The following is a 13,932-nucleotide window of genomic DNA, read 5'->3' as shown; positions in this document are numbered from 1 at the left end:
TAATAATTTTCAGGCAGACAAAATGCCTGCCATACAAGAAAACACAACTAACTCAACCCAGACTTTAACTCACTTCGTGCTTGTTCTAACGCTTCTGGTAATTTACTTGCGTCGCGCCCTCCGGCTTGGGCTAAGTTTGGGCGTCCACCGCCACCACCACCGCAGATTTTAGCGATCGCACCGACAAATTTACCAGCTTGCAAGCCTTTTTTGTTGACTTCTGGACTAAAAGCTGCAACTAAGCTAACTTTCCCGGCTTCGGGAACGGAACCTAATACCACTGCACCGTTACCGATTTTTTGCAACAAGCGTTCGGCTGCGGTTTTCAAAGACTCTGGGTCAACGTCTTCTAATTGAGCGACGATAATTTTATAATCGCCTATGGATTCCGCTGTTTGTAGCAAGCTATCAGATTTAGCGATCGCCAACTGTCCTTTCAAAGTTTCCAGTTGCTTTTCAGCTGTTCGCAGTTCGTTTTGCAGACTTGTGATTCTATCTGGTAGTTCTTCGGGTTTAACTTTAAAGCGATCGCTTAAATCCTTCACTACTTTATCTCGAACGTTGAGATAATCCAGTATTGCTGGCCCCGAAACAGCTTCAATGCGCCGTACTCCAGAAGCTACACCAGCTTCCGAGATAATTTTAAAGACGCCAATCTCAGCGGTATTGCTGACATGGGTTCCACCGCACAGTTCCATTGAGACGCTGGGGAAGTCGATCACACGCACTTCTTCACCGTATTTTTCGCCAAACATGGCGACAGCACCCCTAGCTTTGGCTTCCGCTAAAGGTAATACTTCCACTTTTGCAGCGTGTGCTTCAGCTATCCAACTATTAACTTGTTCCTCAATTTGTTGAACTTCGTCTGCTGTCAAAGCACGCGGACAGTTGAAGTCGAAGCGCAACCTGTCAAAAGATACCAACGAACCCGCTTGCGATATTCCATCATCGACAATTTTTTTCAATGCCGCTTGCAGTAAGTGAGTTGCAGTATGGTTAGCTTGGAGACGACGCCGACAAGCGCGATCAATTTGGGCGGTGACGGTATCGCCTACGCAGAGTGTACCGCGTTCGATACGTCCGAAGTGGATGAAGAAATCAGATTCTTTTTTCACGTCTTCAACGCGAACTAAGATCCCATCACCGGAGATATAACCGCGATCGCCAATTTGTCCCCCAGATTCAGCATAAAATGGCGTTTGGTCGAGAACAAGTTGTATTTCTGTTCCGGCTTCTGCTTCTTCTTGGAACACACCTTCTACTAATATTGCTTCGACTCTCGCTGTTGCTACTGGTTGGGTATAGCCGATAAATTCGGTAGCTTGGATGTGTTCTGCTAACTTGTCGAGGGAACCTTGCACAGTTAAATCGATGGTTTCGTGTGCTGCTTTGGCACGTTCCACCTGCTTTTGCATTTCTACATCAAATCCCGCTTCATCAACGGTGAGATTATTTTCCTCGGCGATTTCTTGAGTAAGTTCGAGAGGGAAACCGTAGGTATCGTAGAGAGTAAAAGCACTTTCACCGCTAATTTGAGTTATTCCTTGCTGCTTCACCTCTTGAATGATTTCTTCTAGTAGTTTTTCGCCTCTATCGAGAGTTTTGAGGAAATTGGATTCTTCGCGTTGCAGTTCGGCTTTAATTGCTGCTTCCCGTTGCCGCACGTTGGGGTAAGCTGATTCGCAAAGAGCGATCGCAGTTTCAGCAACTTGTGGTGTAAAGACGTTGTATGCAACGTCTTGACGATAAATCCCAATTAATCGCCCATGACGCACCACACGCCGAATTAACCGCCGCATTACGTAACCCCGCCCCACGTTAGAAGCGCGGATTTCATCGGCTATCATGTGGATGACAGCACGAATGTGATCACCAATGACTTTTAGAGAAACTTTGGTTTTTTCGTCGCTACTGTGGTATTCAATGCCAGCAATTTCCGCTGCTGTCTGAATAATTGGGAAAATCAGGTCAGTTTCGTAGTTGTTGGGGACTTTTTGGAGGATTTGCGCCATTCTCTCCAAACCCATGCCGGTATCGATGTTCTTGTTTTGCAGAGGTGTTAAATTGCCTGAATTATCCCGGTTATATTGCATGAAGACGAGGTTGTAGAACTCGATAAACCGGGAGTCGTCTTCTAAATCAATGTTGTCGTCACCGCGTTCCGGGTGGAAGTCGTAATATATCTCGGAACTAGGACCACAAGGCCCAGTAACACTCATTGCCCAAAAGTTATCATCTGCGCCCAGACGTTTAATTCTAGCTTCCGGCACACCAATTTGATCACGCCAAATTGCAAAGGCTTCATCATCTTCTTCAAAGACGCTGACGACAAGGTTTTGAGGCGAAAAATTAAACACTTTTGTAGAGATTTCCCAACCCCAGGCGATCGCTTGTTCTTTAAAATAGTCACCAAAGCTAAAGTTACCCAGCATCTCAAAAAACGTGTGATGCCGTTTAGTGCGTCCAACATTCTCAATATCATTGGTACGGATACACTTTTGAGAAGTGGTAGCCCGCTTAAATTCCGGCGTGCGCTGTCCCAGGAATATCGGCTTAAATGGTACCATCCCCGCGATCGTCAGCAGCACGGTAGGATCTTCTGGCACGAGAGAGGCACTTGGGAGAATTTGGTGTTCTCTTTGGGCAAAGAAGTCAAGGAATAGGTTGCGAATTTCGTTACCGCTGAGTTTCTGGGGATTTGAAGACATGGGTGAACTGAAGTATTAAGTATAAAGTGTGAAGTATAAAGCAGTTGGTTATTTTCTCGTACTTTATCCTTTAGCTGTTATCTTCACCTTTTCTGTAAGTTTATATATTTTCGCATTTTGTTCCGTGTTGCTGCTAGGTGACTTTGCCAATTGGTGAGTTATGTACAGTGATTGTGATATTTAACCCCAATTACCTAACTCTAGCGGGATGAGCGATCGCGTTTTAATCAATATATTAATCCTTAAGAAATAATTTAGAATACACGTACAAAGGTAACAAATGGCACTAAAACTGAAAGTATCGAATATTACTTGTGAAAAATGTGCAGATACAATTACTGAATCGATTCACGTAATGGAACCTGATGCCAAGGTGGATGTTGATGTCAACGGTAAAACTGTCACAGTAGAATCAGCCGCTTCTGAAGAGTCAATTAAACAGGTGATTGTTGCTGCTGGTTACACAGTTGAAGGTTATTAATCTAATTTTTAGCAAAAGTTTAGATTAATAACGAGTTGAATCAAAAAATTCTTTCTTAATTTTTCCGCTCTTTAAATGAGCAGACTCACATTTATCCCCTCCTCTGAGGGGAATCTTTCAAATTATATTTTTTATTTAATTAAAATGATGTGAAAAAGTAAATTAATACAAAAGATTACAAAAAGAAAAACTTTTTATTTCTAATATACGCATACATTAGACTTATTGCCAAAGTCTTAAAATGTTATACATTTTTTGTTACTGTCATGTCGTTAGACACATATTTTAACTAAGATTTAAGTTCTGGGCTGCATAGCAGAACTAAGTTAAAACTGATGATTTTACATCGTTTTCAACAATAGCTAAAGTCTTCTAAAGAAGACCAAATTTTAGCTTGAGTTCACAAAGCATGGAGTTGAGATATTAGCGCGGAAATTTATTTCTGGGCGGGATAGCAATGAAGCAAGAGATTGAAAAACCGAATTATTAAGTGGCAATTTTTAGATATTGTATTTCTCTCCACAACAAATAAATGACATTTTACTACGCAATCTAACTATTGACTGGATACTATTTAAATGTGCTAAAAATTAGTATATTTATAGTCCATAATACAATATCTCGGATTTTGCAGGTGAATGGAAAATTTAGTAAATTCTTAAAGTTTATATTCAGGTTAAAAAATTTTTCTTGTCTGAAATAGTGAATAGCGGAAAATCTTGATTTTGCAATTATCTCAAATAACTAACACCTGGAAATTACAGTAATACTTTTATGTTGAAGAAGAATATTCAGTATTTATACCGTTTGAAAAAAATACTGTAAAGATGACATTAGGTATCATCAGTTGCAGTCCTACGGACTATAGGAGAGATAAAGTCTTAAGAGGAGATTAAAAGTGCAATATTATTGTGGATTTAGCATTAAAATGGTCAAATACCAGGAATATATACTAGCTAAAAATCCTGGAATTTTTATTATTAGGAAGAATAGCGGCAAGTTTTACTAGGTTAAGCATCTTGAAATCAAAATAGAATAAAAGCAAACAATGAATATTTCTATTCTGGTCTTTGGAAGTAATAACTTTCTTGCAACACTTCCAGATCAGATCTGTTATACAAGCGCTTTTAGTGTAGAAGTTATTACCAATTTAGATCAAGCAATATCGCGCATTCAAATTACCCCGCCCGATGTAATACTTGTGCAGGCTAGCTTGGATGGCAGTATGGAACTGTGTTGTTGGCTTAAAGATCAGACAAAGCTATCTTGGATATACTGTATTCTCTTTGAGGATCGTCCTCAGCAGCTTGCTGATAGAAATATGTATGGTTGGCAGAGGGAGTTAGAAATGACTGCTGCTGCATTAAAACAAGGAGCAGATGCTTATATTTGGCAGCTTCTCGAAGATAAAATAGACTCTAAGGCATTGACTACCAACCATCAATTAATACTAGCCCAATTGACAGTTGGCTTGCGGAAAGCACAAAAGTACCGCGATCTGATGCGGACAAATGATTTATTGTCAGCGATCGCCTTGGCTGATTCATTAACAGAAATGAATAATCGCCGTGCTTTGGAATGGGACTTACCCAGGCAAATTCAAAAAGCTAGGACTCAGCGAGAACCGATGAGTTTGATTATTTTGGATGTGGATTATTTCAAGAAAGTCAATGATACTCATGGACATTTAATTGGCGATCGCCTCTTGCAATTGCTGTGTACTCGGCTGCGACACAATTTGCGTTTTCAAGATACTGCATTTCGCTATGGTGGCGAAGAATTCGTGATTCTTTTGGCTCACACTACAGGTGAAGAAGCATTAGGTGTAGCACGTCGTCTCAATCGCATAGTTAGCGAGCAGCCGTTTGCACTCAACAATAAATTCACTATTAATATTACGATTAGCCTGGGTACAGCCTGTCTAGAAGCAGAGGATGATGATCAGGGAGAAAGTCTACTGTATCGTGCTGATCAATGCCTATTGCAAGCTAAAGCTGCGGGACGTAACCGGGCGATCGCTTGGAATTACTCATCCCATGTCTCACATCTAAAAGCTATTTCTTCTTGACATTACTCAGCACTACTAATTGCACTTTGACAATCTTCTACTGAGGCGCGTTGTTGCATAGCCTTGACTAAGGCTTGGTAACTAGACCAGTTTTCTTGCAGTAAATTTTTTGCCTGAAGGGCATGAAACCGCTGTTTCTGCTGGCAAATAAATTCAGAAAAGCCCAAAACTGTCAATACACCTGCTAGCTTATTTTTGTCATCAGTTCCACCTTCAGCATTGTCAAAAACTAGAGTTTCAGCAGCAATACCCGCCATCCAAATAGTGCAGTAGCGATCTAGCATTTGGGCGCTGATTTTTCCCATTTCCAGTTGAGTTGCTAATTCTGCATCATCAAAAGTAACACCACCTTGCCCAACTTGCCCCTGCTTCCAAGCTTCCCACGCGCTGAGTGTGTAGTTGGTAACAGGAATATCCAACAGGTAAGCAACAAGAAAATGCCCTGCTTCGTGATGGACAATGCGATCGCGGTGTTCAGGAGAGAAACCAGCAATCCAATCTAAAAAGATCGTACCTCCTTTACCTTGCAAGCCAAAACTATCTAATGTGGCTATACCCAAGATGGTGAAGGTAGCAAGTGCTGGTACTGTAGGCGACAAGTGAATGAATGGCCCCAGTAGGGTAGAAAGGGTTATGAGAAAGATAGATATTGCAACTAAATTTAGGGCAGTTTGGCTCATGCGGAGTTTTCTGAGTGCAGCTTAATCTTTCTTCATTATGAAGCGAAATTAGCTACGAGTGGAATGTGATTAGACAATATCGTTTTGCCAAACTTTCGGCGTTGCTGAATTGAAGTATGAAATTACAAAATCAATGAAGAGTGCTCAGTGCAGAGTTAGTAGTTCCTTCCAACGGTACAAGATTTTTGTCAAACAGTAGTGCAAAGATCAAATAATTATAAATGCTGAAACTCCTAGCCACTCAAAGGCGTATCCGTAAAGTAACTACTCTTTGTAGCATTCCAGCATAGTTATAGAAGAAACTAACGCGTTTAAAACAAGTGGAGATGCCTACATGAAAATAACAACGGAGAACACATTCGGCTCAGGCATGACTGATGAAGATTGGTTTAACTTAGGAAAATCTGATGTCTGGGCTGGAAAACCTAAAGTGCCGCCAGAACAAGATTCTCAAGCTGCTAGTATGTACGAACTGGGTTACTGCGAGGGAGAAATTAAATCTCCGCCAACTGAAAGTAGTCAGTATCCTACAGCAATACCCCGACATGATACAACCGATAGTTAAGGCAGATTGCAAAAATCATTTGCTCTCCTTGCATAAATCCTTAAGAAAACTTCGATAACTCTAGAGAAAGCATTGCTTTAGTTTGCTTAGCATGGCTGAGCAAGTCTAAAAGCAGACTTGAGTTATAGAATCGAAAAGGAAAGCGGTAAACATGGTGCAATCAGAAGAACTATTGAGAAAAGCTAATTTTAAACCTCCTAAAGTGGGAGCGCCTGACAATCGCCAAGGAGGAGCAACGCGTGAACTCAGAGTGCCTGATAAAAAATTGGGATAGGAGTATCTGAGTTTAAAGGTCAAATTTGACAGATTTTAGTCTGTTCTGAAGTGAGAGCTAGAATCAAAAGCCGCATCCAAGAGTGGGTGCGGTTGTTGACTCAGACATCAATATTTATCTGTTCTATTTGTCTAGCAGCTTTGTCCCAAAGCTTTGCTGAAGTCTCATCTTTCCAATGAGTTCTGAGATTTTCGGCTTTTTTGTGGGATATTCGCTCTAACATCTCTAGGACTGCGGCTAATGTCAACTTATCAACGAATGCTTCTAAAGCATCCATATATTCTTTTGTCATAGCCAACCTCCTTAACTACTGCTCAGGTCTTTTGAAAAGATTACAGGTTGAGATTGCAAATCTAGATTGCGATCGCCCTTAACAATCACATTAATTGCAAAACTTGAGAAATTTGTGAGGAACCATTTGAACCTCTAAATTTTGATCAGTTTTCCTGAACCAACAAAACTGACTTCACAGGTCGCTTGATGGGATTTCCCTCTAAATCAACTTTCCCATAAAAGGTCTTGCCCTTGTAATAAAGTGAAGACGAACTTCCCCCATCTAAATTCATCGCTTTCTGAGCACCAAGGGTTTTCATCAAATCTGCCAGTGCTGGTAAGGATATCCCATTAGCGGCAGCGTTTGGTTTTTGAGCCACCATTACTAAAATCAGACTGCCATCACGAGTAATACCTACGGCTGTTCTGGCGTTGGGTTGGTTGCTGCCAAGTGCATCTCTTCCATTAGCATTATCTACAAAGCCTTCTTTTACTAAGGTGAGTTCTGGTAACAGGCGTGGCCCTGCGCCAATGGCATCAACTAACTGACAACCTGCTGGCGGTGACTCACTATGCAGGGCAATATCATAGCGGACACTCTGTCCACATGCATAGCGCCGCAATTCTGTGCGATTGAAAATCTGGCCCAAGTAAGATTTTAAGTTGGGATTATTCACTAGCCGCTCGTTTTCTTTGGGGTCAGCCACCACTTGACCAGAAATGACAACATAGGACGTAGATTTTCGGTTGGCTGGGTCAAAAAAGCCTGCATTTAAGATCGCGATCGCTTGATGCTTCTGGGCAAATTCCTCTACAGTATTTACCGAGGATGATAATGCAGGAGTTACCAAAAATCGGCTATTAGCTGGAATCACAAGGATATGAGCTATGCTTTGGGGCAAGGTGCGCTTAAGGTAGCGGATAGTTTTTGATGGTGAAGCTTTAACAGTTGGTATAACGGAAGATACAGACGGTGGATAGGAACGTAAGACAAGCCATATCCCCAAACCAACTAATGTCATCAGTAGCCAGATTTTTCTCACTTGTTACACCCAAAATACTCTTCGGTTAGCTCAAAAATAAATTTTTTTGTTGAAATCAATATAGACTATGCAATGCAGATATTCTATTTTTCTAGGTTTTTATACATCTGCGATCGCCCCATTATCACAGGAAGTTTTTATACTGGTTAAAAATTTAGAAAATAGCTATATGGAGAGATATTTTAGATATATTGCTGAGTTAAAAAATAAAGTAAAATATTTAATGCGTCGGGACTCGATTTGTTACAAACTGTTTCAACTAGGACTGGAGTGGCTATCGTTTTTGATCCTCCTTCAAATGTAAGAAAGTCTCCAAACAAAGCTATCTTATGTTTAATCAGGGAGAAAATCACAATTAAAATTTGTGGTTCTACAAGTTCCTGGTATTACACAGATGTGTGTGACAATATGGTAGTAATTGATTCTAGCCAAATAACATTCAAGCAAAACTGAGCTTTGATATTCTGATCAGGAAAAGCCCATGAAGCAATTTAAAATCATCATTGAGAAGCATTCAGATGGATATGTTGCTTACCCAGTTGGCGTTGTAGGAGCGGTTGTTGGTCAGGGCGATACCTACGAAGAAGCCTTAGCCGATGTAAAGTCGGCGATCGCTTGCTATATTGAAGTCTTCGGTAAGAATATTCTTGACGATACACCTTCCGTCGAAGTTTTTATCGCTGAGGCAGAGATTGCTGTTTAATGGCGAAATTTCCGGTAGATGCCCCACAACGCCGAGTAATCGCAGCATTTGAGTTGCTGGGTTTTGTAGTGGTTCGTGAACGTGAGCATATAGTTATGAAAAAAGAGAACGAATGATGGCACGGAAACACCATTAGTCATGCCGAACCACTCCAAAATCAAAAGTGGCACTCTGAGAGCAGTCTGCACACAAGTTGGCGTTTCCAGGGAAGAATTCTTAAACGCCTACAATCAAATTTGACTCGTCGCAGTACTGGAATGCCGTAATATTGGTCGGTTGAGTAACAAAGGTTATCTGCGTCTGGTGAGCCTGGTCATTGTGCCGCTTAGGTTGTCGGTGAATATTAATGTTAAAGCAGGTATAGCAAAACGTTGTGGAAGCATGACACAAACTAGCGCCTATGACTACATCGCAAAAGCTGCACTTGACCAGTATGGTATGGCTCAAGGGAAACTTTGGTTTTTAGGTCATAGTGGAAGCGTAACCTTTTGCGTAGAAATACAAGAGAAAAAATTTCTTCTCCGTATTCACCAAGCAATATCTAGACTCCAGGACAATGTATGGCAAAGACCCGATGTTATTGAGTCTGAACTTCTGTGGCTTAATGCCTTGCACCGTGATACAGAGATAGTTGTGCAGGAGCCAGTAAAAAATCTACAAGATCAGTGGGTTACTCAAGTTTTGACAGATGAAATCACAGAAGTGTTTTATTGCTCACTGTTGCACTGGATTGATGGCAACATTCTTAATTCTCATCGAACCCCACAACAAGCTTACCGACTCGGTTTGTTGATGGCTCAATTGCACCAGCATAGTAATCAATGGCAACTGCCACAAAACTTTGTTCGTCCAGCCTACGATCAGAATCGGCTGCAAGCAGCACTCTTAGCACTTTATCCAGCAGTATTACAAGAATTGATTTCAGCAGAGAATTACAAGATCCTCGAAGTAGCAGTTAGCCGAGTTCAAAGCATGATAGAAAAACTTGGTCAAACACAAGATATCTGGGGACTGATTCACGCTGACCTTCATGAAGGCAACTATCTATTGCATAACGAGGAATTCCGTCCAATCGATTTCGCTGTCTGTGGCTTTGGATACTATCTTTATGATGTTGCTAGTTCGCTTCAATATTTACTTCCTACTGTCAGAGCTTCGTTTTTTGAAGGTTATCAAACTATCAGAAAACTACCTGAAAATTACTTACAAATTACAGAAAGTTTCTTGATTATGGCACTGATAGAAGTGCTTTCTTTTCATGTGAATAATCCACAAGAGCATGAGGAGATTTCAGAAACAGTGAAATATATAGCTAGGGAGCATATTCCTCCGTATCTTGAAGGCGAGTCATTCTTGTTTGACAAGTACTAAGGTAGTTTTAGGCGATCGCCTGTATTTTTCCAGACGACGCTCTCATCACAGCGTTTTTGCCAACTTGGAAGCGGAACTTGGCAAAATAATCTCTACCAAATTAGATGAGCTTACCCTAACGGTAAACCTACCTTTACTCAAAATTCTGTTACTTTGTATCCAATATAACTTGACCAAAGTCCTCAAGGAATCGTGTAAACCTAATGTCTGAAAAGCCATACCAAAAACGTCTGTCCACCTCACAAACTCCTTACACAAGCAATGTTCATCACTCAGATAAATGGCAACAACAAATAGCGCAAGTAGCATATCGCTTCAACCAACAGTATCAAAATCAATCCTTTGAACTACCCACAGAAGTCCAGGCGATGCCAATATTTCGAGAGTGGATTACTGGGATATTAGCAGGGAGAATTGTTTCTCCTTTCTGGGAAATTGCTCAACCTCAAAAAAACCAGCACTGTTTAGATATTGGCTGCGGTGTCAGCTTTTTAATCTATCCTTGGCGGGATTGGCAAGCATTTTTTTATGGGCAAGAAGTCAGTAACGTCGCAAGAGATACTCTCAATTCTCGTGGTTCGCAGTTAAACTCCAAGCTGTTCAAAGGCGTTGCATTGGGTGCAGCGCATCACTTAAATTACTCGTTAGATCAGTTTGACTTAGCGATCGCCACAGGATTTAGCTGCTATTTTCCCCTAGAATACTGGAATGCTGTGTTGGTCGAGGTCAAACGGGTATTAAAACCAGGTGGACAGTTCGTGTTTGATATCCTCAATCCAGAACAACCTTTAGCAGAAGATTGGGCAGTTCTGGAAACTTATTTGGGTGCTGAGGTTTTTCTAGAGCCTGTGGCTGAGTGGGAAAAAATGATTAAAGCTGTTGGCGCTAAGGTTGTAGCGCAGCAATCAGGAGAGTTATTCGATTTATATAAGGTGCGGTTTTAAAACCTTAAGTAATACATCAGTTGGGCAATCGCATCACCAGGAAGTTCCAATCGTCGCTGGAAATCAATCAAATTCCGGTAAGGCCCAACTGATAACCGATTTTGCACCACTGCTTGCGCCAGAGACAAATCTATAAATGGAACTTGTGCTAGCTTCTCGACTGTTGCCGTGTTCGGGTTAACTAAATGCGTAGAATTAGTGAGAGATTCGTCATCATAGTAACTAAAATTTAGCAGTGGTTTTAGTGGCTCTAGCCGCAGTAATGGCATACTCAAAGCCGCAGCAATATCTTCAATACAGTAAAATTTAACACCTGATCTCGAAAGTTCTACAAGCGATCGGGCTTGATGAATTGACAAACCAGGTAAGCGCAACCAATCATCCACAGTTGCTTGATTAGCATCAATGCGGATACCCAATACTACCGCTATCTCAATTTCTTCCCCAGATTGTAGCCGATAGTACGGATCTTTGAGCAGCTTAGCACGGAGCTTTTGTAACCTGGGGTTTAAAGGTAGCCAGTTGTTCATGATGGTCGCTTGTATCAAGAAATCTGGTCTAGTAGCTGACGGCGCTTTTGCTCAAATTCGTACTCTGAAATTAGTCCATCCTGACGCAGAGCATCTAACTCACGCAAAGCGCTAGCCACCACTCCTACCTGATTGCTTGTCTGCTGTGAATTCCTGGTTGCTGACTTACCCAGATTAAAATTACGGTCAAAAGCTTCTTCGTCTTGAGCTAAGTACCAAACCCCCTCAATAGCACTAGCTACCTTGGGAATTGGCGTCCAAGAAAGCAAAACATACAACAGACCCCAAAGCGGCTGTCCCAAATAAAATTTATGTAACCCTGAAATTGTCAGCGTCCCAGAAAGAGCTAAAATAGCGGCGACGCTTCGGCTTTTGCGCTTAGTTAACATATTTTCAACAAACCTACTACTACCACAGTTCCTAAGACAGATATAGTAGCAAAGCACTTTAATAAATTAAGCATTACAGAATTCTTAGTTACCAGCAAGCATATAAATCTATTCTAATTATCTAAATTGTAAAGCAGCTTCGATTGATCATAACGGGTATGTCGAACTGCTACCAAATCACAGTGCTAAGGATAGCTACAGGCCAAAGCTAGAATTCGGTAGCTAGTTAGTTTATGAATTAAGTTCATCTGTGAGCAGTATGAAAATCTTAAGCAGCACAGAATACTTGGGCTGTATAGGAATCTTACTTTAGCCTTGCTAAGTATGCTGGTTTTAGCTGTTAGTTTTAGTCTTTTTCAGAATAAAAGCATCAAGCCATACACCAATCAGTGTGATGGCGCATGAAAAAGTAGAAGCTGATAGGATAGCCAACATGACATATTTTGAATCAAATGAAAGCAATTTATTTGAAATAGATGGTATCCATTTAAGAATCTGTGAACCCAATCTTATAGTGTTACCTATCCCGGAAAATCGCTCTGACTCCAGTATCTCTGTAGAAGTTGTGGAAACTAAGGTTTACCTAATCAACAACACGCCAAATCCTTTTTATCTCAACCCAAATAAAACCTTAATTCCAGAGCTTTTGACATCAGATGGTCAAGTATTGCAAGGGCAAATAACTTTAGATGAACCTGTTGACAAACTTCAAAGGAACATACCTCCCCAGATAGGTTTTGGAATTAGGTTGATACAGTTCATAACAAACTTAGCCCAATGGCTAAAGCGAAGTGAGACTAGAGCGTTTTATCCTCGTTTAATTGCTCCTGGAAAAGGCATATCTATTACTCTAGCTTTAAGACTCATTTGGCAAAATAACCATCTGAAACTTCAAATTATCAATTGCCCTAACTCTTCATTAATAATTTTTTGCTTTCTTGACAAATCTTGGTTTTTCAATATTCCCCAACCAGGGTCGTATCAGCTTCGGTTTATATTGGGTAATTATGGTGAAAATGAATCAAGCTCAGACCCGCTGACAGAAGAAACAGTGAGTCCGCTGCAATTAGCGACTCAATTCGTGAATCTTCGCTTAATTGAACCTGTGGGAGTTGGCAACAATGCAGTAGAAGTGGATGGCATTCGTTTTGAAATTTGGCGTTGCTGAATCCAGGTATGAATTTATCTCACGCAGAGACGCAGCGGAAAGTCTGAGCGCCGGCTTCCGGCGAACAGACGCCACTTGCTTCAAGCCGGGGAACCCGTCCAACGCAGTGGCTCAACTTTTCAAGACAGAGGCGCAGAGAGTAAGAGTTTAAGATGTTAAGTTTTTAAATTTCATACTTCAATTCAGCAATGCCTGAAATTTTAGTGCCAGAACGGGTGTTGACTCTTCCTGAGAAAAAGCGCCGTGTTGTGACTCGCGTGCAGTTAGGGATTTGTATTACCAACAATACCCCCAATCCAGTCCGTTTTAACTTTTTTGATACCTTAATACCCCAGGTTGTGGGAGCAGATGGTCAGGTACATTTGCGAGGGTATTATCGGCGTCACACTAAAAGGCCATTAGAATCTGATTTTCCGTTAGTTATGCCTGGAGAAAGTACAACCTTATTTCAAGAAGCTGGTCTTTATTGGCGCAAGGGTGACCAGTTTATCCTTAGTATTGCTGCTCGTGATGGTGGCTACTGGAATTTTAAAGTTCTCAAAGTGGATATGTATCAAATTCAGCTTGTCTACAACAACAAATATACAGTGCAAGAAATAGAAATATATTACAGAGAAAGTCTGAATACGAACTTAATAGAAGGTCTTTGGATAGAGATGGTGTCTATGCCAAAAGTGGAGTTTCATCTAGTCTAACTCTAAAACTCAGGCGATATCAAGATTGCCATTTACAGAG

General features: G+C 41.0%; 16 protein-coding genes. 10 read left to right on the top strand and 6 right to left on the bottom strand.

The window, feature by feature from the left end; translation table 11 throughout:
* Positions 1-47: 47 nt before the first annotated feature.
* Entirely contained in the window at positions 48-2,708 is a 2,661-nt protein-coding gene (gene alaS, locus HCR01_RS15560) for an alanine--tRNA ligase (RefSeq protein WP_193197054.1), read from the bottom strand.
* A 280-nt stretch (positions 2,709-2,988) separates the two neighbouring features.
* On the opposite strand from alaS, the gene HCR01_RS15555 reads away from it, so the two are divergent.
* Together HCR01_RS15555 and HCR01_RS15550 are read left to right on the top strand one after the other, a co-directional pair.
* Positions 2,989-3,189: a heavy-metal-associated domain-containing protein gene (locus HCR01_RS15555; RefSeq protein WP_193197053.1), complete on the top strand. Its 201-nt coding sequence runs from the start codon at positions 2,989-2,991 to the stop codon at positions 3,187-3,189.
* A gap of 1,048 nt (positions 3,190-4,237) precedes the next feature.
* Positions 4,238-5,257 carry a GGDEF domain-containing protein gene (locus HCR01_RS15550; RefSeq protein WP_193197052.1) on the top strand — a complete coding sequence of 340 codons (1,020 nt, stop codon included), beginning with the start codon at positions 4,238-4,240 and terminating at the stop codon, positions 5,255-5,257.
* A gap of 2 nt (positions 5,258-5,259) precedes the next feature.
* On the opposite strand, the gene HCR01_RS15545 is transcribed toward HCR01_RS15550, so the two are convergent.
* The gene (locus HCR01_RS15545; protein ID WP_193197051.1) at positions 5,260-5,937 is read right to left on the bottom strand and encodes an ATP-dependent Zn protease; all 678 of its coding nucleotides are present in this window, start codon (positions 5,935-5,937) and stop codon (positions 5,260-5,262) included.
* 334 nt (positions 5,938-6,271) lie between these two features.
* Between HCR01_RS15545 and HCR01_RS15540 the strand changes: the two genes are divergently transcribed.
* The gene (locus HCR01_RS15540; RefSeq protein WP_193197050.1) at positions 6,272-6,502 is read left to right on the top strand and encodes a hypothetical protein; all 231 of its coding nucleotides are present in this window, start codon (positions 6,272-6,274) and stop codon (positions 6,500-6,502) included.
* 151 nt (positions 6,503-6,653) lie between these two features.
* Positions 6,654-6,776: a hypothetical protein gene (locus HCR01_RS39990; RefSeq protein WP_264299911.1), complete on the top strand. Its 123-nt coding sequence runs from the start codon at positions 6,654-6,656 to the stop codon at positions 6,774-6,776.
* Positions 6,777-6,876: 100 nt separating this feature from the next.
* Here the strand turns inward: HCR01_RS39990 and HCR01_RS15535 are convergent, their stop codons facing one another.
* On the bottom strand, positions 6,877-7,068 hold the full coding sequence (locus HCR01_RS15535) for a hypothetical protein (protein WP_162398187.1): 192 nt from the start codon (positions 7,066-7,068) through the stop codon (positions 6,877-6,879).
* A 145-nt stretch (positions 7,069-7,213) separates the two neighbouring features.
* Entirely contained in the window at positions 7,214-8,092 is an 879-nt protein-coding gene (locus HCR01_RS15530) for a phosphodiester glycosidase family protein (RefSeq protein ID WP_320073121.1), read from the bottom strand.
* 481 nt (positions 8,093-8,573) lie between these two features.
* Here HCR01_RS15530 and HCR01_RS15525 point away from each other — a divergent pair, with 481 nt between their 5' ends.
* From HCR01_RS15525 to HCR01_RS15505, 4 genes are all read left to right on the top strand, one after another.
* On the top strand, positions 8,574-8,795 hold the full coding sequence (locus HCR01_RS15525) for a hypothetical protein (RefSeq protein ID WP_162398185.1): 222 nt from the start codon (positions 8,574-8,576) through the stop codon (positions 8,793-8,795).
* 303 nt (positions 8,796-9,098) lie between these two features.
* Positions 9,099-10,166 (top strand): phosphotransferase enzyme family protein, encoded by a 1,068-nt coding sequence (locus tag HCR01_RS15515; protein ID WP_320073120.1) that lies wholly within the window; start codon positions 9,099-9,101, stop codon positions 10,164-10,166.
* Positions 10,153-10,377 carry a hypothetical protein gene (locus HCR01_RS15510; protein WP_193197048.1) on the top strand — a complete coding sequence of 75 codons (225 nt, stop codon included), beginning with the start codon at positions 10,153-10,155 and terminating at the stop codon, positions 10,375-10,377. The genes HCR01_RS15515 and HCR01_RS15510 overlap by 14 nt, the downstream gene beginning before the upstream one ends.
* Positions 10,370-11,110, top strand: coding sequence for a class I SAM-dependent methyltransferase (locus tag HCR01_RS15505; RefSeq protein WP_193197047.1), 741 nt, complete (start codon positions 10,370-10,372; stop codon positions 11,108-11,110). The genes HCR01_RS15510 and HCR01_RS15505 overlap by 8 nt, the downstream gene beginning before the upstream one ends.
* Here the strand turns inward: HCR01_RS15505 and HCR01_RS15500 are convergent.
* Positions 11,107-11,640, bottom strand: coding sequence for a helix-hairpin-helix domain-containing protein (locus HCR01_RS15500; RefSeq protein ID WP_193197046.1), 534 nt, complete (start codon positions 11,638-11,640; stop codon positions 11,107-11,109). The genes HCR01_RS15505 and HCR01_RS15500 overlap by 4 nt on opposite strands.
* Positions 11,641-11,654: 14 nt before the next feature.
* Positions 11,655-12,029, bottom strand: coding sequence for an NINE protein (locus HCR01_RS15495; protein WP_193197045.1), 375 nt, complete (start codon positions 12,027-12,029; stop codon positions 11,655-11,657).
* Between the two features lie 394 nt (positions 12,030-12,423).
* Between HCR01_RS15495 and HCR01_RS15490 the strand changes: the two genes are divergently transcribed.
* The gene (locus HCR01_RS15490) at positions 12,424-13,197 is read left to right on the top strand and encodes a hypothetical protein (RefSeq protein WP_226889366.1); all 774 of its coding nucleotides are present in this window, start codon (positions 12,424-12,426) and stop codon (positions 13,195-13,197) included.
* Between the two features lie 188 nt (positions 13,198-13,385).
* Positions 13,386-13,892, top strand: coding sequence for a hypothetical protein (locus tag HCR01_RS15485; RefSeq protein WP_193197043.1), 507 nt, complete (start codon positions 13,386-13,388; stop codon positions 13,890-13,892).
* Positions 13,893-13,932: the final 40 nt, after the last annotated feature.

The organism is Nostoc sp. MG11 (genome assembly GCF_014904695.1).
Lineage (GTDB): Bacteria > Cyanobacteriota > Cyanobacteriia > Cyanobacteriales > Nostocaceae > Komarekiella.
Note: the sequence above shows the minus strand (reverse complement) of the source record. Positions and strands in the feature narration are given on the sequence as shown.

Bases quoted from the DNA above. Each gene is read 5' to 3' on its own strand.
- HCR01_RS15500 (WP_193197046.1), bottom strand. From the start codon at position 11,640: ATGAACAACTGGCTACCTTTAAACCCCAGGTTACAAAAGCTCCGTGCT.
- HCR01_RS15495 (WP_193197045.1), bottom strand. From the start codon at position 12,029: ATGTTAACTAAGCGCAAAAGCCGAAGCGTCGCCGCTATTTTAGCTCTT.
- HCR01_RS15540 (WP_193197050.1), top strand. From the start codon at position 6,272: ATGAAAATAACAACGGAGAACACATTCGGCTCAGGCATGACTGATGAA.
- HCR01_RS15485 (WP_193197043.1), top strand. From the start codon at position 13,386: ATGCCTGAAATTTTAGTGCCAGAACGGGTGTTGACTCTTCCTGAGAAA.
- HCR01_RS39990 (WP_264299911.1), top strand. From the start codon at position 6,654: ATGGTGCAATCAGAAGAACTATTGAGAAAAGCTAATTTTAAACCTCCT.
- HCR01_RS15545 (WP_193197051.1), bottom strand. From the start codon at position 5,937: ATGAGCCAAACTGCCCTAAATTTAGTTGCAATATCTATCTTTCTCATA.
- HCR01_RS15525 (WP_162398185.1), top strand. From the start codon at position 8,574: ATGAAGCAATTTAAAATCATCATTGAGAAGCATTCAGATGGATATGTT.
- HCR01_RS15535 (WP_162398187.1), bottom strand. From the start codon at position 7,068: ATGACAAAAGAATATATGGATGCTTTAGAAGCATTCGTTGATAAGTTG.
- alaS (WP_193197054.1), bottom strand. From the start codon at position 2,708: ATGTCTTCAAATCCCCAGAAACTCAGCGGTAACGAAATTCGCAACCTA.
- HCR01_RS15555 (WP_193197053.1), top strand. From the start codon at position 2,989: ATGGCACTAAAACTGAAAGTATCGAATATTACTTGTGAAAAATGTGCA.
- HCR01_RS15490 (WP_226889366.1), top strand. From the start codon at position 12,424: ATGGCGCATGAAAAAGTAGAAGCTGATAGGATAGCCAACATGACATAT.
- HCR01_RS15505 (WP_193197047.1), top strand. From the start codon at position 10,370: ATGTCTGAAAAGCCATACCAAAAACGTCTGTCCACCTCACAAACTCCT.
- HCR01_RS15550 (WP_193197052.1), top strand. From the start codon at position 4,238: ATGAATATTTCTATTCTGGTCTTTGGAAGTAATAACTTTCTTGCAACA.